At 37.9% G+C, this 24,371-nt stretch carries 22 protein-coding genes; all 22 read left to right on the top strand.

Going from position 1 to position 24,371, the window contains the following annotated elements:
* The first annotated feature begins 68 nt into the window (after positions 1-68).
* The 22 genes from porX (at position 69) to BM040_RS06225 (ending at position 24,370) form a co-directional block, all read left to right on the top strand.
* Positions 69-1,631: a T9SS response regulator signal transducer PorX gene (gene porX / locus BM040_RS06330; RefSeq protein WP_092099670.1), complete on the top strand. Its 1,563-nt coding sequence runs from the start codon at positions 69-71 to the stop codon at positions 1,629-1,631.
* Complete coding sequence (gene tsaE, locus BM040_RS06325; RefSeq protein WP_245756120.1) at positions 1,624-2,079, top strand: tRNA (adenosine(37)-N6)-threonylcarbamoyltransferase complex ATPase subunit type 1 TsaE; 456 nt, start codon at positions 1,624-1,626, stop codon at positions 2,077-2,079. Before porX ends, tsaE begins: the two co-directional genes overlap by 8 nt.
* 412 nt (positions 2,080-2,491) lie before the next feature.
* A complete protein-coding gene (locus BM040_RS06320; RefSeq protein ID WP_092099669.1) occupies positions 2,492-3,718 on the top strand; it encodes an alanine dehydrogenase in 1,227 nt (408 codons plus the stop codon).
* Between the two features lie 627 nt (positions 3,719-4,345).
* Positions 4,346-5,797, top strand: coding sequence for a lipopolysaccharide biosynthesis protein (locus tag BM040_RS06315; RefSeq protein WP_092099668.1), 1,452 nt, complete (start codon positions 4,346-4,348; stop codon positions 5,795-5,797).
* Positions 5,794-6,855, top strand: coding sequence for a nitroreductase family protein (locus tag BM040_RS06310; RefSeq protein ID WP_092099667.1), 1,062 nt, complete (start codon positions 5,794-5,796; stop codon positions 6,853-6,855). The genes BM040_RS06315 and BM040_RS06310 overlap by 4 nt, the downstream gene beginning before the upstream one ends.
* Before the next feature lie 4 nt (positions 6,856-6,859).
* Entirely contained in the window at positions 6,860-7,999 is a 1,140-nt protein-coding gene (locus BM040_RS06305) for a polysaccharide pyruvyl transferase family protein (protein ID WP_092099666.1), read from the top strand.
* Complete coding sequence (locus BM040_RS06300) at positions 7,992-8,858, top strand: glycosyltransferase family 2 protein (protein WP_092099665.1); 867 nt, start codon at positions 7,992-7,994, stop codon at positions 8,856-8,858. The genes BM040_RS06305 and BM040_RS06300 overlap by 8 nt, the downstream gene beginning before the upstream one ends.
* 14 nt (positions 8,859-8,872) lie before the next feature.
* Positions 8,873-9,925: an NAD-dependent epimerase gene (locus BM040_RS06295; RefSeq protein WP_092099664.1), complete on the top strand. Its 1,053-nt coding sequence runs from the start codon at positions 8,873-8,875 to the stop codon at positions 9,923-9,925.
* A gap of 32 nt (positions 9,926-9,957) precedes the next feature.
* On the top strand, positions 9,958-10,959 hold the full coding sequence (locus tag BM040_RS06290) for an NAD-dependent 4,6-dehydratase LegB (RefSeq protein ID WP_092099663.1): 1,002 nt from the start codon (positions 9,958-9,960) through the stop codon (positions 10,957-10,959).
* Positions 10,960-10,973: 14 nt separating this feature from the next.
* A complete protein-coding gene (locus tag BM040_RS06285) occupies positions 10,974-12,131 on the top strand; it encodes a LegC family aminotransferase (RefSeq protein WP_092099662.1) in 1,158 nt (385 codons plus the stop codon).
* A gap of 2 nt (positions 12,132-12,133) precedes the next feature.
* On the top strand, positions 12,134-12,766 hold the full coding sequence (locus BM040_RS06280; RefSeq protein ID WP_092099661.1) for an acetyltransferase: 633 nt from the start codon (positions 12,134-12,136) through the stop codon (positions 12,764-12,766).
* The gene (gene neuB / locus BM040_RS06275) at positions 12,759-13,784 is read left to right on the top strand and encodes an N-acetylneuraminate synthase (RefSeq protein ID WP_092099660.1); all 1,026 of its coding nucleotides are present in this window, start codon (positions 12,759-12,761) and stop codon (positions 13,782-13,784) included. The genes BM040_RS06280 and neuB overlap by 8 nt, the downstream gene beginning before the upstream one ends.
* Positions 13,766-14,908 (top strand): UDP-N-acetylglucosamine 2-epimerase, encoded by a 1,143-nt coding sequence (neuC, locus tag BM040_RS06270; protein ID WP_217646716.1) that lies wholly within the window; start codon positions 13,766-13,768, stop codon positions 14,906-14,908. Before neuB ends, neuC begins: the two co-directional genes overlap by 19 nt.
* Positions 14,895-15,941, top strand: a complete 1,047-nt coding sequence (locus BM040_RS06265; RefSeq protein WP_092099658.1) for a nucleotidyltransferase family protein — start codon at positions 14,895-14,897, stop codon at positions 15,939-15,941. Before neuC ends, BM040_RS06265 begins: the two co-directional genes overlap by 14 nt.
* Entirely contained in the window at positions 15,942-16,613 is a 672-nt protein-coding gene (locus BM040_RS06260; RefSeq protein WP_092099657.1) for an acylneuraminate cytidylyltransferase family protein, read from the top strand.
* A 59-nt stretch (positions 16,614-16,672) separates the two neighbouring features.
* Complete coding sequence (locus BM040_RS06255) at positions 16,673-17,659, top strand: hypothetical protein (protein WP_092099656.1); 987 nt, start codon at positions 16,673-16,675, stop codon at positions 17,657-17,659.
* A 94-nt stretch (positions 17,660-17,753) separates the two neighbouring features.
* Complete coding sequence (locus BM040_RS06250; protein ID WP_092099655.1) at positions 17,754-18,614, top strand: glycosyltransferase family 2 protein; 861 nt, start codon at positions 17,754-17,756, stop codon at positions 18,612-18,614.
* A gap of 68 nt (positions 18,615-18,682) precedes the next feature.
* Complete coding sequence (locus tag BM040_RS06245) at positions 18,683-19,609, top strand: glycosyltransferase family 2 protein (protein WP_092099654.1); 927 nt, start codon at positions 18,683-18,685, stop codon at positions 19,607-19,609.
* Entirely contained in the window at positions 19,610-20,725 is a 1,116-nt protein-coding gene (locus BM040_RS06240; protein WP_092099653.1) for a glycosyltransferase family 4 protein, read from the top strand.
* A complete protein-coding gene (locus BM040_RS06235; protein ID WP_092099652.1) occupies positions 20,722-21,828 on the top strand; it encodes a glycosyltransferase in 1,107 nt (368 codons plus the stop codon). The genes BM040_RS06240 and BM040_RS06235 overlap by 4 nt, the downstream gene beginning before the upstream one ends.
* Before the next feature lie 73 nt (positions 21,829-21,901).
* Positions 21,902-23,083: a glycosyltransferase gene (locus BM040_RS06230; RefSeq protein WP_245756119.1), complete on the top strand. Its 1,182-nt coding sequence runs from the start codon at positions 21,902-21,904 to the stop codon at positions 23,081-23,083.
* A gap of 324 nt (positions 23,084-23,407) precedes the next feature.
* On the top strand, positions 23,408-24,370 hold the full coding sequence (locus BM040_RS06225; RefSeq protein ID WP_092099651.1) for a GNAT family N-acetyltransferase: 963 nt from the start codon (positions 23,408-23,410) through the stop codon (positions 24,368-24,370).
* Position 24,371: the final 1 nt, after the last annotated feature.

Genomic DNA, 24,371 nt, shown 5'->3' with positions numbered 1-24,371 from the left:
ATGCTTTAACATCTAAAACGTACAACCATTTAACCGTACAACAGTTTAGCAATTTATCAGAATAAACTATGCAAAGATACAATATATTATGGGCCGATGATGAGATCGACCTGCTCAAGCCCCACATCCTTTTCCTGGAGGAGCGTGGCTACGACATTACGCCGGTTAACAGCGGCACCGACGCTATTGAGGAGTTCCGCGATCGCACTTTCGACATTGTGTTCCTGGATGAAAACATGCCCGGCATCAGCGGCCTGGAAACACTCAACGAACTCAAAACCATGCGCCCCTCTGTGCCGGTTATCATGATCACCAAGAGCGAGGAGGAGCATATCATGGAAGAGGCTATTGGCTCCAAAATCACGGATTACCTTATCAAGCCGCTGAACCCAAACCAGATCCTGCTCTCGGTAAAAAAGGCACTGGAAAACAAGCGACTCGTGAGTGAAAAGACAAACATGAGCTACCAGCGCGACTTCCGGCAGCTGGGCATGGCCTTCGGCGAGCGCCTGAGCCCCGCCGAGTGGGCCGATATCTATAAAAAGCTGGTGTACTGGGAGCTGGAGATTGACGAGACGGAGAACAAAAGTATGGCCGATGTGATAAACATGCAGAAAGACGAGGCCAACTCCAACTTCGCGCGGTTTATCATGGAGAACTACGAGGACTGGATAAACGGCGATAGCGACGAGGCGCCGCTCATGTCGCACCAATTGTTCAAGGAGCGTGTATTCCCGATGATGAAGGAAAGCGACCGCCCGGTATACTTCGTGCTTATCGATAACCTGCGCTATGACCAGTGGAAGGTGCTCGAGCCGCTTATTTCGGACTATTTTTCTGTGGAATCAGAGGAGATGTTTTACTCTATACTTCCGACCACCACGGCCTATGCCCGAAATGCGATCTTCTCAGGTATGCTGCCCACCGAAATCCAGAAAAAGTACCCCAACATGTGGGTGAGCGATGATGAGGAGGAGGGCAAGAACCTGCACGAGGCCGAGTTCCTGGATATCCAGCTGCAGCAGAACCGCATCTCTGAAAAGCACAGCTACCACAAGATTACGAACGTGCAGGCTGGCCGAGATCTACTCAGCAAGTTCAGCAATCTGGCCAACAACAAGCTCAACGTAATTGTGTATAACTTCGTGGACATGCTCTCGCACGCCCGCACCGACAGCAACATGGTGCGCGAGCTGGCCCCGGACGAGTCGGCCTACCGCTCCATCACCAAATCCTGGTTCCTGCACTCGCCGCTGTTCGATACCCTGAAGATGATTGCCGAGAAGAAAGGCAGGCTCATCATCACCACCGACCACGGCACCATCCGGGTAAAAAGGCCCTTTAAAATCATCGGCGACCGGAATACTAATACTAACCTGCGCTACAAGCACGGTAAAAACCTGGGTTATACCGATAAAGACGTGTTCACGGTGCGCAAGCCGGAACGATTTTTCTTGCCAAAGGCCAATGTTTCTACTACGTTTGTATTCGCGATAGAAGATTATTTTTTCGCCTATCCGAACAACTATAACTACTATGTGAACTACTACAAAGATACCTTCCAGCATGGGGGTGTTTCGCTGGAGGAGTGCATCATACCATATGTAACGCTTACACCGAAGAATGCATAATATTACCGGAGTTGAACGGGCTCAGCTAAAGATGTCGTCGTTGGAGGATTTGCCAGCGGCGGCTTCTGTGCTTTTACAGGAAGCTGAATCGGAGCCTATCATACTTTTTGAAGGACCGATGGGAGCCGGCAAGACCACACTAATCAAAGAACTTTGCCGGCAGTTGGGGGTGGAAGAGAACGTGAGCAGCCCTACCTTTGCCCTGGTAAATGAATATGAGGGTAGGAGCGGGAAACTAATTTACCATTTCGATTTTTATAGGATTGACGACGAGCGCGAAGCGCTGGACATAGGAGCACCGGAATATTTCGAGTCCGGCAACCTTTGCCTGATCGAATGGTCCTCCCTGATCCCGAACCTGTTGCCCGAAAGCTACCTGCTAGTAGAGATTACGCCGGACGCGGAAGGGAAAGAGAGGAGGTTGGTAGTTAGAAAGTTTTTAAGATAGAAGGTCAGAAAGTTTTGTTCCTCTCCTGTGAACTAGCCGAAACGGTAGTTTTGAGCTAGTGAGCGTAGCTCTTAGGGGTGGGTTTATACTTTGTAGGGACAGGTCGCGACCTTTCCGTGTGGGGACAGAAACTACGAAGCTTATACTTTAGCATCAGTAACGGCAAACTCCCCGCCTTATACAAGGAGGGGATAGGGGTGGTTGGACTCGGTACAGTTGTCTGAAACAAGTACGGCGAAAAAAACAAATAGCTGGTCTAGGCTTTTAATCCTTACCAACGAAAGACGGTCTGGAAAGCCGGTAGCAAAGTATAAAGTATGAATTTTACATATAAATTGAGTCAGAGAATAGTGGTTAATGTGAGAAGGGTAACTCTTCACTTTTAACTCTAAACTCTTAACTAAATGAAAGTATGACGGAGAAGTTCGCCGTAGATTTTGGAAAGCTTGCCACGAGTCCGGCTCTGTACCCGAAGGAGTCGATGCTGGCGGTGGAGGAGCGGCGCAGGAGCTTATTTATTGGCATTCCGAAGGAGACTTCCTTCCAGGAAAACCGCATTGGCCTGACACCAGACGCTGTGAAGCAGCTCACAGACCAGGGACACCGCATTCAGATCGAGGCGGGGGCCGGTAGCCCTTCCAAGTACTCCGACAACGAATACTCCGAGGCAGGAGCAAAGATTGTTTACTCCTGCGAGGAAGTATACCAGGCCGATATCATCCTGAAGATTGCTCCCCCGACCTACGACGAAATTGAATACCTCCGACCCGGGCAAACACTGATATCAGCCCTGCACTTCGGCAACCTGACCTCCGATTACATCAATGCGCTGCTAAGGAAGAAGATTAATGCTATTTCCTTTGAGCTGATCCGCGATAAGTCTGACTCCAAGCCTGTGGTACGTGCCATGAGCGAGATTGCTGGCAGTACCGTGATGATGGTGGCGGCCGAGTACCTGAGTAGCAGCAGCGAGGGAAAAGGGATTATCCTTGGGGGTATTACGGGGGTGGCCCCTACCAAGGTGGTTATACTAGGGGCTGGTTCCGTAGCTGAGTTTGCCGCCCGCGCCGCCTTGGGTTTAGGCGCCGAAGTACGGGTATTCGACAATCACATCTACAAACTCCGCCGCCTGAAGCACAATGTGGGGGCACAGATCTTCACCTCTACGCTTGATAAGGCCATCATGTACCAGGAAATCAAACAAGCCGATGTGGTGATTGGTGCCTTTGTAGCCGACGAGGGGCAAATTACTTGCGTGGTGGAGGAGAGCGTGGTGGCCCAGATGAATCCTGGCTCCATCATCATCGACGTCTGCATCGACCAGGGCGGCTGCTTCGAAACCTCGGAGATGACCACCCACTCGCGTCCAGTCTACCGCAAGTACGACATCATCCACTACTGCGTACCCAACATACCGTCCCGGGTACCACGCACAGCCTCCCAGGCGCTTTCTAATATTTTTACACCTATCTTTACGGAGTTCTCCAAGTATGGCGGCATCAACGAGGTGCTATTCATGAACGAGCACTACCGCAGCGGCGTCTACATCTACAAAGGCAGCCTTACTAACGCTCATATCGCCAAGCGGTTTGGAATGCGGTACAAGGAGTTGGGGCTGATGATTGCGGTGAGGAATTAGTATTAGCGTTGATAATTGCTAACTATATTTGCTCAAACTGATACAGTCCAGACAGAATCTAAGTATTTGGCGAAACTCATATTGCAACATTATAGAACTGCAATTTCAATTTACAGTTCTAATTGCTGTTTATGATGAGTATATAAAGCTATGATTTGAACATTAAGCTTTTCTTCGCCAGATATGACTCTTCATATTTGTATCTTTAAAGCATGACTTTATTTTAAGAAAGATTGAAATAGCACTAACTTGCATCGTGGATTATGTATCTATAATTGTTGAGGTTCCCAAGGCAATGGTTGGTTTGGGAAGCGTTTATTCAAAAGAAATAGAACGCTAAGAATAATAGCATAAGGGGCAGCTTACCGTTACTTTATAAAAATTACAAGTAGGTATATATAGCAATGGGATGATATGTTTTCTAGGTAAATGAAACTATTCAATCTCGAAGGAAGCTAAACTCCATATTGTACTAGAACAAGGCATGTTGCTTGAACTTCAGTAATACCGCAGCTATGGGGGATTACTGAGAGTGGAGAATGGTAGTTAGAAATAGTAGAGGCTAAAATAGGTCACAATAGTAATTAAAATTTGGGGTGGAATAACCTCATTATATTTTTTTAAAGGATGAATACTAAAACCCTTAAGGGTAAAGTAGTAAATGGCGTTTTCTGGAATGCTGTACAACTTATAATAAATAGAGGGTTTGATTTTATAATCAAACTAGTATTGGCAAAGCTTTTATTTCCTGAACAATTTGGTTTGGTTGGAATGGCAGCAGTATTTACGAGCTTTGTACAAGTATTCAATGAATTGGGGATGGGTGCCGCACTAGTGCAACGTAAAGAAGAGGATTTGCGTGAGGAGCACTTTCAAACAACTTTTTGGACGGGAGTTATTTGGTCTTCAGCTCTTTATTTAATTATAGTTTTTGTGGTTTCGCCATTAGCAGCTGGATTTTACAAGGAACCAATGCTTAAACAAATTATTCCTGTACTAAGCTTGGGTGTATTGTCTAGCCCAATAAACATTGTGCATAAGGCTCAATTAACAAAGGCAATGAACTTCAAAAAGCTTGCTTTTATTGGTAATGCATCTAAATTATTTTCGGGTACTATATCTTTGGGTTTAGCATTTTATGGGGCTGGAGTATGGTCATTAGTCTTCAGTTCAGTTGCCTCCTTTTTAGTTGCTATGCCTATGTATTTCAGAGCTACAGGTTGGAAACCCAAAATGATATGGGATAAACAAGCTTTCTATGAAATTTTTGGTTTTGGGGTATATACAACTGGAACAAATGTATTTAATAACCTAACATCTAAGATTGATTACCTTTTAATAGGTAAACTTATGAGTGCTTCTGCTCTCGGTTCTTACACCCTTGCATTTGTTTTGACGGATACCTTCAGAAGCCAATTGATGAGCTTGATGAATCAGGTGATGTATCCAGTTTATGGGCAGAAGCAAAATGACCCTGTCTCTTTAAAGAGATATTATCTAAATGTTGTAAAATATAATAGTCTCATTATTTATCCCATAATGGTTTCACTTTTTGTATTAGGGGAGCCATTTATTTTATCTTTCTTTGGTGAAAAGTGGGTAGATACAATAGAGCCTTTAAGAATTCTGTCACTATCAGTCATGGTACACATGATGGTTAATAGTAATACTTCATTAATAAGAGGACTAGGGAAACCAGGATTAGAAATGCGTATTCAACTTTTTAAAACATTGCTACTTTATGTGCCATCAATCTCATTGGGAATTTATTGGTATGGCGTTGTTGGTGCTGCATACGCGATTCTTTTTAATAAAATTATTAGTGTATTTATAGCTCAATATTTCTTGAAAAAGTTACTAGGTTTAAGTTTTATTGAATTATTTCAAGAACTTAAAGTCCCATTAATAGCATCTTTAACTTCTTTCATTGTGGTATATTTGTTGAACAGCTATGGAATCAATTTTATAATATGCGCTATGATCCAATTTGTCGTCTATGTACTGGTAACGTGGTTAATGATGGGAGATGAATTAATAGCACAAGTAAAAAGTGTAGGTTTACTCAAGTTAAATAAATGATAAAAAAATTGATAAGACGAATTCAAGCCTACAAAGTAAGGGCTATTGAAGACTATTTACCTAGATTATGCTACAAGTCTAGGTTACTCTCTAATCTATATTATATTTTGAATTCTAAATTCTCACGGGAGCATCAAGCAGTATTAGCAGGAAGAGTCAAACATATTAAGGAAGCTAAGGAAACCAAAGCTAATTATTATCTCCTTGTAAGAAATACCCATCGGATAGAAAAAGGACTACTAATGAAACCGAGAAGGGCAGTGTTTGGGAAAGAATATATTACAGAGACAATTGATTCTTTTGAAGGGGTATGGAGTGTTTCTAAGAAAGATAAGAGTAATTCGCAGATAAAGTGGTTCTATGATGTGCTGTCCGAGTATTTTGGTACATCTGGAGAAGATGAACTAATCAAGCATAATCACAAAAGGTTTGAAAAAATAATTAATGGAGCTCACACTAATTTTTGCACATCCACAGAAGTCAAGTCAATTCCGTATTACCGAAATACGATGAACAAAGTTAGTATTGACTTTGAATCATTTTTTAAGCTAACTAAGTATCGTAGGTCTGTACGCTGGTTTTTAGATGAGAGAGTACCAAGGGAATTAATTGATAAAGCAATCCTTGCAGCTAATCAGTCTCCTAGTGCCTGTAACAGGCAACCTTTTGAATTTAGAATCTTCGATGACCCAGAACTTGTAAAGAGGGTTGTAAAGATACCTATGGGCACCAAAGGTTATGGGCAATCAATTCCTGTAATGATTGTAGTGGTAGGGAATTTAGATGCTTATTTCGACGAGCGTGATCGCCATATTATTTATATTGATGCCTCTCTTGCCTGCATGTCATTTATGCTAGCTTTAGAGACGTTAGGTCTAGGTAGCTGCCCAATTAACTGGCCTGATATTGAAACTAAAGAAATTGAGATGGAAAAACTTCTTAACCTTAAGAAGCATCAGCGTCCAATTATGTGTATTGGGTTGGGTTATCCTGATCCGGAAGGTATGGTTGCATTTTCTGAGAAACGGCCATTAGATCAAATAAGGCAATATAATTAACAATATGATAATAGAATTAAGAGGCGTTGAGTTTGTAAACAAAGGCGCCGAACTTATGCTTTATTCAATTCTTTCGAAATTAAGGAAAGATTTACCTGAAGCCGAGTTTGCCATGGAAATTAGCTCGCGAGCACCTGAAGACAAACTCAGAGAGTTAAATATTATGAGAAAAGCTAAAGGGCGCAAACAAGCACTTCTTCTCTATATGATGCCCAAGGTATTAAGACAAAGACTAGGAAAAGTTCTAGAGAAAGATGTGGATGTCATTATGGATGGTTCTGGATTTGCCTTTGGAGATAAGTGGGGTGCAAAAAAAGCTGGTGTAAGATTAGCAGATCATATTACGAAATGGAAAAGTGCAGGCAAAAAGATATATGTTTTACCACAGGCTTTAGGTCCTTTTTCGGATCATGCACTGAGTAAGAAGATGCGGGTTATTTTAGATAATGCTGATCTTGTAATAGCTAGGGACCATATTTCTAAAAAGTTTATATCTGAGATAAAACCATCTGCGAAGAATATACGATTGGCGCCAGACTTTACAAATCTAGTAGATGCAATACATGATGAAAAATATAAAAGTTTGGATGGCCAAGTTGCTATAATACCGAACTTTAAGATGGTAGAAGGAAAAGCTGTGGGCGATAGAGAAAACTATTTCGAATTTCTCAGAAAGAGTATAGAAATAGTACAGAAAGGAGGGTTACAAGCTTTTTTCTTATTACACGAAGGAAAAGATGACGAAGACATTGCCTTACAAGTAAATACCAAACTTCAAGTGGGTCTGCCAATAATAAAAGAGAGTCATCCCTTAAAAGTGAAAGGTATTATAGGTAAATCAAGAGGAATAGTTAGTTCACGATTTCACGGTTTAGTTAGCGCTCTTAGTCAAGGAGTTCCATGCGTTGCTACAGGGTGGAGCCACAAATATGAGATGTTACTAGAAGATTACGATTTTCGCGACGGACTAGCTGATATTAATATCGATGAGACTTTATTAAAGGAAAAACTTAAATATCTGATAAACCCTGAAGAGAATACGATATTAGTTGCCAAGTTAAAAACAAGAGCAGAAGTGCTAAAACTTAAGAGTGTGTCTATGTGGGCTGAGGTAATAGAAGATATCAGAAAGAAGAATGTTTAAAGTATCTGTAATAATACCTGTATATAATGCTGCTGCTTACTTAGTTGAGTCAGTAGAATCTGCTGTTAATTTGGAAGAAGTTGGAGAAGTAATACTTATCGAGGATAAGTCACCTGATAATGCTTTAGAAATATGCTTGAAGTTAGCAGAGGAAAATAAGAAGGTTAAAGTATTACAACACCCTAATGGTGAAAATAGAGGCGCAGGAGCATCAAGAAATCTAGGTATAATCAATGCCAAATATGAATTTATTTCTTTTCTTGATGCAGATGACTGGTATTTAAAGAACAGGTTTCATGCAAGTAAAAAGATATTAATGAATAGCTCCGATATAGATGGTGTTTATGGGGCAACGGCTTTTTATAGTGAATATCAAAAAGAAATAATAAAGGAAAGACTGACCGCATTACGTAAAATAGTTGCTCCAGAAGATCTTTTATTTAATCTTCTTATGACTGCTCCAGGCAATTTCCATACTAATGCAATAACAGTGAGGAAAAAGTTGTTTGACAAAATTGGGCTCTTCAGTACAACGCTCAAGCTACATCAAGATACACATATGTGGCTGCGTATGGCTTATGCTGGAAGATTAGTGCCTGAAAGTCTCAATGAACCAATTGCAGTTAGAAGAATGCATGAAGACAATAGAATAGCAAATAAAAGTATTGAGTCAAGACAACAATTCTTCAAAGAAACATATGAATGGTTTAAGAATAAAAATGATGTAGATAAGAGAGCTTTAAAGATTATAGCGAATCGTTATTTTTTTAGTTATTCGAGCAGTAACAAGCTTAACTCTCTTAAACTCTTTACTAAGGAAATACTAAGTCAACCGAAATTGTTATTAAAATTAATCTAGTTAAAATATAGGTAATGAAAATATTAGTAACTGGTAGCGCTGGGTTCATAGGTTTTCACTTGGTAAAGAGATTGTTAGATAGAGGAGATGAGGTTCTTGGACTAGATAATATCAACGATTATTATGAAGTTGAGCTTAAATACGGGAGATTAAATGAAGTAGGTATTTTAAAGGAGGATATTGAAGAGGGAAAGCTAACACAGAGTAGAAAGTTTAGTAATTATAGGTTTGTTAAGGAAGATCTAACGAACAAGGATTTCTTGCTTTCTTTATTTAAAAGAGAAAGCTTTGATGCAGTTATAAATCTTGCAGCACAAGCTGGTGTTAGGTATTCTTTAGAGAAACCTGATGAATATATATCTTCAAATATACAGGGCTTTCTAAGTGTATTAGAATCATGCAGACATTACCCTGTAAAACATCTCGTATATGCGTCATCTAGTTCTGTATACGGGACTAACACAAAAGTTCCCTTTTCAATAAATGACAAAATAGATACCCCTATCTCACTGTACGCTGCCTCTAAGAAAGCGAATGAATTGATGGCTCACGCATACAGTCACCTATACAGTATTCCCACAACTGGAATTCGTTTTTTCACTGTTTATGGGCCTTGGGGCAGACCAGATATGGCCTTGTTTTTATTTACTAGGCAAATAATTGAAGGTAAACCCATACAGGTATTCAATAACGGTGAAATGAGGAGGGATTTTACTTATATAGATGATATTGTTGAAGGAATAGTGAGAATCCTTGACAAACCTGCAGTACCTAAAGTATTATTATCTGATTATGAAGAGAATACACTTGAAGCAAGGGCGCCTTATAAAATATATAATATTGGAAATTCATACCCTATTTTACTAACATCCTTTATTGATGCATTAGAAGAGGCAATTGGTATAGAAGCACAGAGACAATACTTACCACTGCAACCTGGTGATGTGTTATCAACTTGGGCTGACGTAGACGAGTTAATCAAAGACTTCGACTATCAGCCAAAGACTGATTTAAAGACAGGAATTGGTGAATTTGTAGCATGGTATAGATCTTTCTACAATATTTAAAATTAAAATAGCGTGACTTTGATTATTATAAAATGAGCGAGTTAAGAAACAAAACAGTTCTGGTAACTGGGGCTGATGGTTTTATAGGTAGCCATCTAGTAGAACGCCTTATAGAAGAAGGATGCCAAGTAAAGGCATTTGTATATTACAATTCTTTTAACAGCTGGGGCTGGCTGGATAATTTTCCAAAGGACAAACTTTCTCAAATAGAGATTTTCTCAGGTGATATACGCGACCCTAATGGAGTGCGAACAGCTATGAAGGATGTTGAAGTAGTGTTTCACCTAGCAGCACTTATAGCAATCCCTTTTAGCTACCACTCTCCGGATAGCTATATTGATACTAATGTGAAGGGAACGCTCAACATTGTTCAAGCAGCTAAAGAATTAGGTGTTGAAAGAGTGCTAGTTACTTCTACCTCTGAGGTCTATGGTACAGCGCAATACATCCCAATAGATGAGAAGCACCCGCGTCAGCCTCAATCTCCCTACTCTGCCTCTAAAATAGGAGCTGATTGTATAGCAGAGTCTTTCTATAGGAGCTTCAACCTGCCGCTTACCATTGTGCGGCCTTTTAATACTTATGGCCCTCGTCAATCTGCAAGAGCTGTTATTCCTACTATTATCACGCAACTTCTACAAGGTAAAACTGAGATCAAGCTAGGAGACCTGATTCCAACTAGGGATCTGCTCTTTGTTAAAGATACTGCCAATGGTTTTGTAGAGATTGCGAAAGCCGATAGTCTAATTGGAGAGGACTGCAATATTGCTACTGAATCAGAAATATCAGTTGGAGATCTGGCTCAAAGCATAATTAACCAGATTAACCCAGAGGCTAGAATAATTCAGGATGAGGTTCGTTTAAGGCCTGAGAAGAGCGAAGTATTCCGCCTATATGGAGCTAATGGAAAAATTAAGGAGCATACGAATTGGGAGAGGAAGTACTCGCTCGAAGAGGGGCTCGCAGAAACTATTGAATGGTTCCGCCATAAAGAGAACCTGCGTCAGTACAAAGCCGATATCTACAACATTTAAGCATCAGCACCTCTATGGGGCAGTCAAGTAAGTACAGCCATATTATAAAATACATTAAGTCTCTCTTTCCCCATCATGACTTTATCCCTCTGCATGAGCCGCGGTTTATTGGCAATGAGAAGAAGTATGTAGCTGACGCCATTAATTCTACATTTGTATCCTCAGTAGGTGCTTATGTTAACCAGTTTGAGGAAATGATGCAGCAGATAACCGGTGCAAAATATGCTGTGGCTACCGTAAATGGAACGGCTGCTTTACATATGGCACTACTAGTAGCAGGAGTTAAGCAGGGAGATGAAGTCTTGTCTCAGGATTTGACATTCATAGCCACTGCCAATGCTATAAGTTACATTGGAGCTTTACCAGTTTTTTTAGATATCGATAAAAAAACGCTTGGTTTATCTGCTGATAACCTTGAAGGCTTCCTGCAAGAGCATTGTAAAAAAGAGGGGGGAGCCACCATTAATAACAAAACTGGAAATCGCATAGCAGCCTGCGTACCTATGCATAGTTTTGGCTTTCCATGCGAAATAGATCGAATTTCTTCCATCTGTAAAAAGTGGGGCATTCCGCTTATAGAGGATGCTGCTGAATCATTGGGGAGTTATTTCAAAGGCAGACATACAGGTACTCTGGGCTTGCTTGGTACTTTTAGTTTTAATGGTAATAAAACTGTCACATGTGGCGGCGGTGGGGCAATTATTACTGATAATGAAGAATTGGCTAAGCTCGCTAAACATCTCACAACCCAAGCAAAGGTGCCTCATGCATGGGAGTTTAACCATGATCATATTGGGTATAATTACCGAATGCCTAACCTAAATGCAGCCTTAGCTTGTGCTCAACTGGAGCAACTAGAAGCTTTCGTCGAAAATAAGCGTGAGTTAGCTGCTCAATATAAGGCATTCTTTCAAGAGATAGAAGGCGTTGAATTTGTGACAGAAAGCTTGAATACAAGAGCGAACTATTGGCTAAATACCCTCTTGTTAAATGATAAGGAAGAACGCGATACTTTCTTGAAAGAGGCTAATAGCAGTGGTATTATGAGCCGACCAGCTTGGACGCTTATGCATAAGTTACCTATGTTTAGCACATTACCACATGGTGACCTTACTGTAAGTAAATGGGTGGAAGAGAGACTGGTAAATATTCCAAGTAGCGTAAGAATTTAAATATGAAAGGTATTGCGCTGTTTGGATATTCGGGTCATGCTTATGTAGTTGCAGATGCCATATTAGAGATAGGAGGTCAGATTATTGGTTATTTTGATCAGAATAAAGCAAGCTCAAATCCATTCAAGTTAAATTATTTGGGAAATGAACAGGACCAATTTTCACTAGATAAACTTAGTGTGCTGGAGGAGGCTTTCTTCGTTGCAATAGGAAATAACTTAATAAGAAGAAGGCTGACAGAACTACTTACAGGAAAGGGATATACCAGTATCTCAGTAATTCACCCAAGAAGTATAGTTTCAAAATTTGCTATCATCAATTGTGGCACTTTTGTAGCTGCCGGTGCTATGGTAAATGCAATGGCTAATGTTGGTCAAGGGGTTATAATTAATACAGGTGCGGTTGTTGAACACGAATGTGAGGTTGGTAATTATACGCATATAGCTCCAGGTGCTGTGCTTGCAGGAAATGTGCGGGTAGGCGAAGGAAGTTTTATAGGGGCAAATGCTGTGGTGAAGCAGGGGGTATCTATTGGCAGAAATGCAATAGTCGGAGCAGGAGCTGTTGTTTTAAAGGATATTGCAGATAACCTAGTATGGGTAGGAAACCCAGCCAAAAATATAAGAAATGAATAAAACTATCATTATAGCAGAAGCTGGTGTTAACCATAATGGTGATATAACATTAGCAAAACAGCTTATAGATGTTGCAGCTGAAGCTGGAGTGGATTATGTTAAATTTCAAACTTTTAAAGCTGAAAAACTTGTAAGCAAATCAGCTAAACAGGCAGAGTACCAAAAAAAGAATATAGGCAATATTAACGAAGCTTCTCAGTACACAATGCTGAAAAAAGTGGAGCTTTCAGAAGAGATGCATGAAGTACTGCTGAAATATGCGAATCAAAAAAAAGTCAAATTTTTGTCAACAGGCTTTGATGAAGAAAGCATAGATTTCCTAGAAAACCTTGGTATAGACCTTTTTAAAATTCCATCTGGAGAATTAACAAATTATTTATATCTAAAACATATTGGTTCTAAGGGAAAACCTATTATTCTCTCTACAGGAATGGCATCCTTAGGTGAAATTGAAGCTGCATTAAGTGTACTGAGAATAGGAGGAGCAAAGTTAGAAGATATAACAATATTGCATTGTAATACCGACTATCCAACAAAGTATGAAGATGTAAATTTAAATGCTATGCTAACTATACAACAGGCATTTAAAACAAACATTGGATATTCGGATCATACTTTAGGCATAGAAGTCCCCATTGCTGCTGTTGCACTTGGAGCAAAAGTTATTGAAAAGCACTTTACGCTAGACCGAAATTTGCCAGGCCCAGATCATAAGGCATCCTTAGAACCCAAAGAACTGAAAGAGATGGTTTCTGGGATTAGAAATATTGAGAAGGCTCTTAATGGGCATGGGCGTAAAGAACCAACTAAATCTGAATTATTGAATAAAGAGGTAGCCCGCAAAAGTATTCATATCAAACAGCCCGTTTTTTCTGGTCAAGTATTAGAAGCTTCAAACTTAGAAATGAAAAGGCCTGGTGATGGGGTATCTCCAATGGATTTACCTAAAGTCATTGGTAGGAAAGTAGATACTGACCTTGAAGCAGGTATGAAATTAGAATGGAAACATCTTCAGTAATGCGTATTGGGGTATTGACCAGCTCGCGAGCTGACTATGGTATCTATAAGCCACTCCTGAAAGCCCTACAAGAAGATACTAAATTTGATCTAAAAATTATTGCCTTTGGTACCCACTTATCTCCGTTTCACGGAAGTACGGTTGATACTATAATTGCAGATGGCTTTGGAGTAGATTACAAAGTAAGATCTCTGCTCCTAAATGATGATAAAAATGCTGTGTCTACAGCATGTGCGCTAACTTCGTTAAAGTTTGCTGATTTTTGGGAACAGCATACTAATGAATTTGATCTTGTATTTTGTCTAGGTGATAGATTTGAGATGTTTGGGGCAGTCTCGGCAGGTATACCTTATCATATCAAGTTTGCTCACATACATGGTGGAGAAACTACTTTAGGAGCTATAGATAATATTTACCGTCATGCAATAACTCTTTCTTCAACTCTACATTTTGTTTCTCAGGAAGTATTTGCTTCAAGAGTTGCAGAGATAAAAGGTGACAATGCAAATATTTATGTGACAGGAGCATTAAGTTTAGATAACTTAACGAATACCCAACTACTTTCTAAAGATGAGTTTGAAGACAAATGGAATATTAATTTAAATATACCTACAGTTTTAGTAACTGTTCATCCAGAAACTGTTGCTCCTGAAATGAACGAACGACATCTAACAGAAATTTTAGATGCGTTACGTTTTATAGCAAAAGAGTATCAGGTGGTAATAACTATGCCAAATGCTGATACAAATGGTAATATTTTTCGTGCAGGATTCTATAAACTTAAATCCGAACTATATGAAAAATTGCACTTGATAGAGAACTTCGGAACACAGAGTTATTTCACTTGTATGTTTTATTCTAAAATATTATTAGGAAATACTTCAAGTGGAATTATTGAGGCTGCTTCTTTTAAAAAGTACGTAATCAATATAGGAGATAGGCAAAAAGGAAGAGTTGCTGGTGGTAACGTTTTTCATGTTCCTTTTGATTCACAAAGCATAATAAATACTCTGAAAAACATAAGTACTCTCAGAGAATATAAAGGTGGAAATCCTTATTTCAAGAAAGGAGCAGCTCAAACTATTATTTCTATTCTAAAAGAATTTGACAGTGATAAGCTTTAGAAAACATATTATTGAGACAAAATCTCCCATCAAAATCGCGCTTGCTCAACTGAATGAACTCGCAGCAGATGCAATTCTTTTCGTTGTAGATGAAAAAGATAAGTTGATTGGTTCTTTAACAGATGGAGATGTAAGGAGGGGGTTTTTAAAGGGGCTTACACTTGATGATACAGTAGATAACTTTATTCAGCTCAATCCAAAGTTTTTACAAAGGGGAACTTATACCATCGATGAAGTAATAAGTTATAGAAATTATGACTATAAAATAATCCCTGTTTTATGTAAAGAAGGGAAAATAGTGAACGTAGTCAACTTTAGATTCCTTAAATCATACTTGCCAGTTGACGGTGTATTGATGGCAGGAGGAAGAGGTGAGCGTTTGCGTCCTCTAACAGATTCTACTCCAAAACCATTGCTGAAAATTGGTAATAAGCCTATCATCGAACATAACATTGATAGACTCAGAAATTTTGGAATTGATGATATATGGATAACAGTCCGATATTTAGGTAAGCAACTCCAAGATTATTTCCACGATGGAAGCTCAAAACACATAAATGTAAAATATGTGTGGGAAGATAAGCCTTTAGGAACATTAGGAGCATTAAGTAAAATTCAAGATTTCCAACACGATTACATATTAATTTCAAACTCTGATTTATTGACAAATCTTGATTATGAAGACTTTTTCTTAGACTTTATAAAAAATGATGCAGCACTTTCTGTCGTCACAATACCATACACAGTTGATGTACCTTATGCTGTACTAGAGACGGAAAATAATATAATCAAAAGTTTTAAGGAAAAGCCAACTTACACATATTATTCTAATGGAGGAATATATCTTGTAAAGAAGGAAATTCTTCAATACATACCGAATAACTCTTTCTTCAATGCAACCGATTTAATGGAGGTACTAATTGAAAAAGGGCATAAAGTAAATTCGTATCCATTAAGAGGTTACTGGTTAGACATAGGGAAACATGAAGACTTTAAAAAAGCGCAGGCAGATATACATCATATTAAATTCTAAATGAAGGTCCTGTACGTAATTCCTGCAAGAGGAGGTTCTAAAGGCTTACCTGGCAAAAATATAAGGCCATTGAATGGGAAGCCATTGATATATTATACTATAGATGCAGCTAGAGAGGTTAGTGATGATATAAACATATGTGTATCTACAGATGATAAAAAAATAATTGAGACTGTAGAGCAGTATGGATTAAAGATACCATTTGTTAGGCCTGCTGAATTAGCAACAGATTATGCAACATCTGAGCAAGTATTAAAGCATGCAATTAAATTTTATGAGAGCAACGGGCAATATTATGATTTCGTTGCTTTACTACAACCTACTTCACCATTGAGAACTGGACAACATCTTATTGAAGCTTTGCAGCTTCTTAAGGAAGAAACCGAGATGATTGTATCTGTAAAAGAAACAGACTCTAATCCATATTATGTTCTTTTTGAGGAAGGCCCAACTGGAGTTTTACAAAAAGCAATTAGTGGCAACTATAGTAGGAGGCAAGACTGCCCAAAGATTTATCAAATAAATGGCGCAATCTATATTATTAACATTAAAAAACTTCAATCTAGAGGGATTTCTGACTTAAAGAAAAAGAAATATTTAATGGAAAAGAGAGATTCTATTGACATTGATGACGAAGTTGATTGGAAATTAGCTTCAATTCTTATGTCCTAAGGGAGTAATTAGCATAATGCCTCAGATATTTCTATAAAATAATAATATGAACCTCCTGTATGAGTACCTTCTTGCTTAATCTTAACCCTATCCAAATTTTAAACGCTTTTGAGGCAATTCATCACTTTAGCATTGAAGATAAAGACTGTCAGTTCCTGTTTAAATCTCAAATTGGTAAAACTGAAGAATTAAGAAAAAGCAAGGCAATACAGTTGTTGCATGAAAGACCTGATATAAAATGGGAAGTAATAGAGACAGATGGTAGTTGGATTGGAAAAATAAAACAGTTTAATGCTTTCATTCAGCTAATCAAAAATCATAAATCTAAATACAAAGGTAATAATGAATATAGGATTTTTATAGGTAATTACTTCACATCATTATATAGGGCAGTCTCCAATAGGATAGGTGGCCAACTTATTGTTTTAGATGAAGGTACCACTACTCTTGTGGTAGATTTATATAGGAACAAACCAATTAGCTTATCTTCTAGGTTAAAGCTCTTATTTAATTATGATGAAAGATTTAGAAGTCAACTTACTTTTTTTACAGCCATGGGTAAAGTCAATGAAATAGACACTTGGCTAGAAAATACTTATTCTTACTTCAAGAAACATCTGTTGGTTCTTAACAAGAATGAAGAAATTTGGATAATTGGTACACCACTTGCAGAACTTGCTTATGTCTCTCATAAATACTACACAAGTTTGATTAGGAATGCAGTTGAACCATATATCAACTTATATAAAATAAAATATTTTCTACATGGGGGAGAAAATTCTCAACTCAAAAAGAAAGCTTTCGAGGGGTTCGGCTTTGATATTATAAATCTTAATTATCCCATTGAGTTATATTTACTAAAGGGTCGCAGTATTCCTTACCAAGTCGTTTCTCCTTTTTCATCAGTTAACTTTTATTTCTCAAAGATGCTTAGCGAGAAATCTAAACTTATTATACCAGAAATAGATGAGAAAGAGGTGTCTCCTCTTTTCATAGAGAAATTTAAGGTAATTAAAGAGCAGCAAGCTAGATTTCTGTGTTCGTAGATTCTGCTTTAATATTATACAAATTGTAATTATTAAGTTAAAGCTAATACGCCTTATAAGCTTCTATTAGCTGAGGTGTTTTTAATAAACTTTTATGAAGGTTAGCGTCATTATACCGACTTTTAACAGGAGCACTTTGATTGAGAAAGCTGTCAAGGATGTTATAAAGCAAAGTTATAAGGATTGGGAGCTTATTATTGTTGACGATGGATCTACCGATGATACTGAATGGGTAATTCGCAAGTATATTGATAGCGATAATCGGATAACTTACCTGAAGAAAGGGAAAACAGGTGCAGCTGATTCGAGAAATTATGGAGTAAAGCATGCAACTGGGGAAGTGGTAACATTTTATGACAGCGATGATGAACTTGCTGATAATTGGATGGAGTTGATGATCAGTGGATTCTCAAATCCAAATATTTGTCTAGTAAGCTGTGGAGTATCTACTAAGGATGTTATTAAAGACAAAGAGATTAACCGTGAATTACCACAAAAAGTATGGCATTGTAAACGGGGTACAACAGCCATGTTTATTGCAGCTGCTTTCTTCATTAAAAAAATAGTCTTTGAACAAATAGGAGGATATGATATTCAACTACATTCTGATCAGCATACTGAATTAGGATTCAGAATAATTAAGTACATGGGAGAAAATAATCTACAGGGAAATATAATTCCTCATGTACTAATGCAGATTAATGTACATGGAGGTGCACGGATTAGATCTAATGATAAAGCAGTCTTTTTAGGGACTAAAAGAATTCTTACTAAACATGAAAATATCTTAAGGACTAAAAAGAAGAAATATATTGAGTACTTAGAAATAAATGCCTATAGGGCAAGTAAATTAGGGCTAAAGTCAGAGGCTTTATCTAGTATTAAAAAAATTATTATTTATAAACCATATTATTGGAAAGCTTGGGTTAAGTACATATTATATAATTTTAGATAAAACCTATAACAGTTAATATAGCTGTTGTAAATAAATTTAATGATAATCCCCAATTTATATATTGCATTATGCAGCTTGAAGAACCATTGGTAAGTATTATAATTCCTGTATATAACAGAGCTGCAGTCATTGAAAGAGCCTTGCAAAGTGTGCATGAACAGACATATAAAACCCTTGAGGTTATAGTCATTGATGACTGTTCTACCGACGCAACACAGGAAATAGTTAAAGGATTTGCCGACAAAAGAATAGTATACTATAGGCTTAAAAAAAACAGCGGTGCCGCAACAGCAAGAAATAATGGAATTCGACTAGCAAGGGGAAGTTATATCTCTTTTTTAGATAGTGATGATGTACTAGAGCCTCAATTTGTCGAGAAATCATTAGCAAAAATAGAGAATTCGTCTCCTGATTGTGGTTTTGTTTGGACAGGATGTAGACGAGTTAAAAATGAGCATGGAGAGCTAAGTATTAAAGAAGAAATATGGAGGCCACAAATTATAGAAAGCCCATATATAACTTTTTTACATGGCTTACATATTGGTATAGGCTGTGGCCTAACATTTAAAAGTGAAGTATTTCATAGAAGCAAATTTTATTTTGACGAGGAATTAAAAGCAGCTGAAGACACAGACTTTTTTTTGAGGGTTTCACAGTCATATTCCTTTGATGTGGTACCTGATTGTCTTATAACTATTCATCAAGAAGCAGAAGATCGTTTATCATTAAGTTATGAGAAAAATGCGAAAGCTTATGAAAAAATAATATCAAAACATGGCCACAAAATTGAAAATTATAAAAGCCTTAGATTTAAATATAATTATAAAGGGATGTGGTACAATTTAGCTGCTGGATGTAGAAGCAGTGCATTAAAATATTTTTTTAAATTACTAAAAGTTGAACCATTTAATCCTAAAATTTGGCTTGTTTTGTTATCTTATTTTCTGCTTGGAAAAGAATTAGCAAAGAGGTTGCACCTAAAACATTCAAAATAAGTGAAGATTATTTTTGCCATTGATACTTTACAGACAGGAGGAGCTGAGAAGAGTACACTAGATATAGCTTCAAGACTTCCAAATGACATAGAACCTCTCATTGTTTCTTTCTACAATAATCTAGAACTTAAAAATGAATGTGATAAACTTGGATTAAGAAATATCAACTTTGCCATCAATAATAAATATGATTTTGGTAAAGCAATTAATCTCTTTAAAAGTTTATGCATTATAGAAAATCCAAATCTAGTAGTATCGACATTATTTAGAGCTGATATTATTACCAGAGTTGCTTGTCACCAATTAGGAATAAAGAACATTGGCACCTTTGTAAATGATACCTATTCCAGTCATGAGCTAGAGGATCTTTCATTTTCCATGAAGTTAAAGGTGGGCCTCTTCTGGATATTAAATAGGTGGACAGCTAGATACTGTTATAGGTTTTTAGCAAATTCTGAAAGTATAAAAATTAGTAATTCTCAAAGATTACTGATTGACAATTCCAAAATCGATGTTATTTATAGAGGAAGAAAAGTATCAAACTTTAATTTCAAAATAGCTAACAGATTTACAAATGAAGAAACTCATTTTTTAAATGTTGGGAGACTTCTGAAACGGAAAGGTCAAGCTGAGCTGATAGAAGCTTTTGCAAACTTCAACAAGATTTACCCTAATACTAAGTTATCAATAGCTGGAGAAGGAAAATATAGAGCACATTTAGAAGCACTAATTAAGAGGTTAAATATTGGACATAAAATTAAGTTGTTAGGGAATGTGAAAAATGTCCCAGAACTTCTTGCGGAATGTGATGTATTTGTCTTCCCTTCATATTATGAGGGGTTCAGTGGAGCTTTAGTTGAAGCTATGTTAGGTGGTGCACCGATTCTCGCCTCTGATATACCTATGAATAAAGAGGCTATAAATCACCTAGATACAGCATACCTTTTTAAGGTAAAAGATGTCGTTTCCTTGGAAGAAGCATTAGTATTCTCTATTGCTAATACTGACAAAATGAAGGAAATGGCCCAAAAGGCTAGAATGATTGCTGAACAAAAGTATGATATTGATCAGATTGCAAAACAACATGCAGCCATATATAGAAATTATATTGAATGAAGGTAATTCAACTTGTACAGAAGCCTCAACTTAGGGGAGCAGAAATATTTGCATCTCAACTTTCTAACCACTTGGAGGATGCTGGTTTAAATGTACACTTAGTTTCGATTTTTAGTGGACCCTCAGAGCTACCCTTTAAGGGTAAGATTACTCATTTAGATAGACCTTTGGCTAAGAGGCTTTGGGACTTTAATGCGTGGCGAAGATTAGCGTATATTATCAAAACTGAGAAGCCAGACTTAATTCAGGCGAATGCTGGAGATACATTAAAGTTTGCTATACTTAGCAAACTTTTTTATAAGTGGAATACTCCCGTTGTTTTTAGAAACGCAAATAAGATGGGAGATTTTATAAATTCAAAACCTAAGTACTTATTGAATAGCTTTTTTGTGAAATACGTTGATGCTGTCGTATCCGTAAGCCATTTATGTGAAAAAGATTTTGTCGAGACCTTCAAATTTCCTGCTTCAAAAATCAAAACTATACCAATTGGAGTTGAGAATCTGGAAATTCCTTCAGAGCCACCAGCAGATCTTCGAGAGGTTTTTGATAACTACAGAGTACTTGTAAATATTGGAAGCCTAGTTCCAGAGAAGAATCATGATGCCCTGCTAAAAATCTTTGAAGCTGTTGCACAAAATGATCCTTCAATCTTTCTGATCATTATTGGGGACGGCCACCTGCGCGCAGAGTTGGAAAGGAAGGTCGCAGAACTACCAAATAAAGAAAGAATACTATTTGCCGGCTACCGTAATGATGTATTGCAGGTAGTGAAACACGCTACAGCGTTTATCATGCCGAGTTTAATCGAAGGACTTCCAGGAGTTATTCTAGAGGCTATGTATTGCCAAACTCCTGTTATTGCTAATAATGTGGGGGGGATAAGTGAAGTTGTAAATAAGGATACTGGATGGCTAATTGAGAAGGATAACTTGGTGGAATTTATTAAGGCTGTAACTGAAGTTTTGGCAGGTGGTGTAGGTGTTAGTCTAAAAACTGCTAATGCACACAGATTAATTACTGAGGAGTATATGAATACTCAAATATCAATTAAGTTCAAGAAAGTATACGAGCGAGTTATCGCAGGAAATAATTTGTCTTGATTTATTATCGTTCGACCCTCTAAATCAACTTGAAAGTATAGAGGGTGGGTTTTAAGTAGAATTCTAATACCTCGTGTCAAGTAATAAAATCAAAATTCTTCATCTAATTAAATCGCTTGGGAGAGGCGGAGCTGAAATGCTCTTGCCAGAGACCTTAAAGGTGCATGATAGACAGCGGTTTGACTTCCATTTTGCTTATTTTCTTCCTTGGAAAGATGACATGGTTCCTGCCATTCAAGCTTTAGGATCTACAGTAATTTGCTTTAATGCTAGCAATAACCTTCAGATGTTTCAGCGGGTTAAAGATATTAGCCGTTATGTAAAGGAGAACAAAATAGATGTTATTCATAGTCATCTTCCTTGGGCTGGTGTAATTGCTCGAGTTGTTGGAAAGATAACAGGTGTACCAATAGTTTATACTGAGCATAATAAATGGGAGCGATATAATAAAATAACATATTGGATAAACAAAATTACTTTTAGCTGGCAAGATGCTGCTGTGGCCGTGTCAGATGATGTGCAACAATCAATTCGGAAAAACGCCAGTACTACCTTTTGTAGCCTTGATTTGAATAATGTAAGTAGACAAGGTACAATCGATAGGTCTAGCAATCATCCATACCTACTTAATATTTTAAATGGGGTTAATACTTCCCATTTTTTGCGAGATGAGCAAGCAGGCTTAAGGATAAAGCATGAATTGGGTATACCTGCTAGTGCTCCTGTGATAGGTACTGTTTCAGTTTTTAGGTTCCAAAAGCGACTAGACTTGTGGATGGAAATAGCGGCAGAAATTTTGAAAATGACGCCTGAGGCCCATTTTATCATTGTTGGCGATGGCCCCCTCAAAAAGGAATTAATGGAAAAGAGAAAATCTTTGGGGCTAGAAGAGCGTCTGCATATGACAGGTCTAAAAACGGATGTAAAACCATACTTCAGTGCTATGGATATCTATATGATGTCATCTGTTTTTGAAGGATTGCCTATCGCCTTACTAGAAGCTATGAGCTGCTCCTGCGCGATAATTAGTACCAAGGCCGGGGGAGTAGGTGAAGTAGTAGTAAATGGAAGTAGTGGCCTGATCTGCGAAGTAGATAACTATGATAAACTAGTTGAATTTGGAGTACAGTTGCTTAATAACTCCGACCAGTGTTCTGCTCTAGCTTTAGGTGCCCGTGCAAAGGTGCAGGCTGATTTTAGCATAAATAAAATGGCAGAGTGTCTGGAAAAGTTATATTTGTATTTAAAAAAATGATAATGGAGAGTTTGTTTAGTTCTTACTCTGCACTCCCAAGAAATCTGACTATATTTTCATATTCTTCGCCATCACTTCAAGAAAGATTTGACTCCCTTTTTGATAGGAGATAACATTGGTCCTTCACTTCTCATAATATAGGAAAATACTATTGTAATAAATACAAACTGCCGTTATTGCTAAATAGATAAATGATTTCTACCGTGGGGGAAGAAGCGTTTAAGAGTTTACAGTGCCGGTGAGCAGATCGAATAGCAGTAAAAAATTTAACCCCTTCCCAATAAGTTGAATGCTAGAGAGGGAAATTGAGAACAGATATAAACTATGCTAATAAGAAAGGGAACAATAGAGGATATTCCTGCGATTGTAGAACTACTGAAATCATCTTTGGGTGAGGGGCTGATACAAAAGTCTGAGCGTCTTTGGAGATGGAAGCATGTGGAAAATCCACATGGAGCTTCGCCTGTATTGGTGGCCGAAGAAGGTGGGCAAGTAGTTGGTGTAAGAGCTTTCCTGAGATGGCAATGGATATATAAAGGGCAGATACTGCAAGCAGTTCGAGCTGTGGATACAGCGACTCACCCAGACTATCAAGGGAGAGGAATATTTAAGAAACTGACTTTACAAGGTCTAGTTAATGCTGAAGAAGCTGGAATAAACTTAGTTTATAATACACCTAATGAGAGCAGCAAGCCTGGCTACCTTAAAATGGGGTGGACCGAAATGGGGCGAATGGCTTTGAAATTGAAGGTATCTCCTTTTGCATATAAACGAAAAGCTATGCCGAAATCTCCTCCACAAGATTGGCATAAGCTAGAAAGCCTAGTTTCAAGGTTCTCTAATCCAATTCTATCAATTGGGCGGGTACAGACCCTTTTAAGTCCTGCTTATATTAGGTGGCGCTACTTAGAGAACCCTATTTTTGATTACTACTTCCTTTCTGATTATCAATCTTATGCGTTATTCTACCGTATCAAACCACATAGATTTGGCTTAGAAATGCGTGTAGTTGATCTAATAATTGATGATAAATCTTTTAACGAAAAAGCGAAAAGCTCATTGACTGCTTCTTTTAAGAAAATAAGTTCTTCTTGTTTTCTGACCTCTGCTTCTGGCAAGCATTATCAATTGACAAGTAATGCGTATCCAGATATGGGTTGGTTACCTATCTTGGACAAAGGGCCAATCGTTACATTGCGGAATGTAAGTCTACAAGAAGAGATGTTTAATGAACTAAGTAAACAGGAGAGTTGGGGCTACTCCTTGGGTGATATGGAGCTTTTTTAAT

Origin of the sequence: Pontibacter chinhatensis (assembly GCF_900113285.1) — a bacterium.
Classification (GTDB): domain Bacteria; phylum Bacteroidota; class Bacteroidia; order Cytophagales; family Hymenobacteraceae; genus Pontibacter; species Pontibacter chinhatensis.
This window is presented reverse-complemented; position numbering and strand designations above follow the sequence as displayed.

What these genes read in the sequence shown, in the direction of transcription:
- BM040_RS06245 (WP_092099654.1), top strand. Translation starts at nt 18,683, where the DNA reads ATGCAGCTTGAAGAACCATTGGTAAGTATTATAATTCCTGTATATAAC.
- tsaE (WP_245756120.1), top strand. Translation starts at nt 1,624, where the DNA reads ATGCATAATATTACCGGAGTTGAACGGGCTCAGCTAAAGATGTCGTCG.
- BM040_RS06250 (WP_092099655.1), top strand. Translation starts at nt 17,754, where the DNA reads ATGAAGGTTAGCGTCATTATACCGACTTTTAACAGGAGCACTTTGATT.
- porX (WP_092099670.1), top strand. Translation starts at nt 69, where the DNA reads ATGCAAAGATACAATATATTATGGGCCGATGATGAGATCGACCTGCTC.
- BM040_RS06290 (WP_092099663.1), top strand. Translation starts at nt 9,958, where the DNA reads ATGAGCGAGTTAAGAAACAAAACAGTTCTGGTAACTGGGGCTGATGGT.
- BM040_RS06280 (WP_092099661.1), top strand. Translation starts at nt 12,134, where the DNA reads ATGAAAGGTATTGCGCTGTTTGGATATTCGGGTCATGCTTATGTAGTT.
- BM040_RS06235 (WP_092099652.1), top strand. Translation starts at nt 20,722, where the DNA reads ATGAAGGTAATTCAACTTGTACAGAAGCCTCAACTTAGGGGAGCAGAA.
- neuC (WP_217646716.1), top strand. Translation starts at nt 13,766, where the DNA reads ATGGAAACATCTTCAGTAATGCGTATTGGGGTATTGACCAGCTCGCGA.
- BM040_RS06260 (WP_092099657.1), top strand. Translation starts at nt 15,942, where the DNA reads ATGAAGGTCCTGTACGTAATTCCTGCAAGAGGAGGTTCTAAAGGCTTA.
- BM040_RS06315 (WP_092099668.1), top strand. Translation starts at nt 4,346, where the DNA reads ATGAATACTAAAACCCTTAAGGGTAAAGTAGTAAATGGCGTTTTCTGG.
- BM040_RS06225 (WP_092099651.1), top strand. Translation starts at nt 23,408, where the DNA reads ATGCTAATAAGAAAGGGAACAATAGAGGATATTCCTGCGATTGTAGAA.
- BM040_RS06320 (WP_092099669.1), top strand. Translation starts at nt 2,492, where the DNA reads ATGACGGAGAAGTTCGCCGTAGATTTTGGAAAGCTTGCCACGAGTCCG.
- neuB (WP_092099660.1), top strand. Translation starts at nt 12,759, where the DNA reads ATGAATAAAACTATCATTATAGCAGAAGCTGGTGTTAACCATAATGGT.
- BM040_RS06305 (WP_092099666.1), top strand. Translation starts at nt 6,860, where the DNA reads ATGATAATAGAATTAAGAGGCGTTGAGTTTGTAAACAAAGGCGCCGAA.
- BM040_RS06310 (WP_092099667.1), top strand. Translation starts at nt 5,794, where the DNA reads ATGATAAAAAAATTGATAAGACGAATTCAAGCCTACAAAGTAAGGGCT.
- BM040_RS06300 (WP_092099665.1), top strand. Translation starts at nt 7,992, where the DNA reads ATGTTTAAAGTATCTGTAATAATACCTGTATATAATGCTGCTGCTTAC.
- BM040_RS06285 (WP_092099662.1), top strand. Translation starts at nt 10,974, where the DNA reads ATGGGGCAGTCAAGTAAGTACAGCCATATTATAAAATACATTAAGTCT.
- BM040_RS06255 (WP_092099656.1), top strand. Translation starts at nt 16,673, where the DNA reads ATGAGTACCTTCTTGCTTAATCTTAACCCTATCCAAATTTTAAACGCT.
- BM040_RS06295 (WP_092099664.1), top strand. Translation starts at nt 8,873, where the DNA reads ATGAAAATATTAGTAACTGGTAGCGCTGGGTTCATAGGTTTTCACTTG.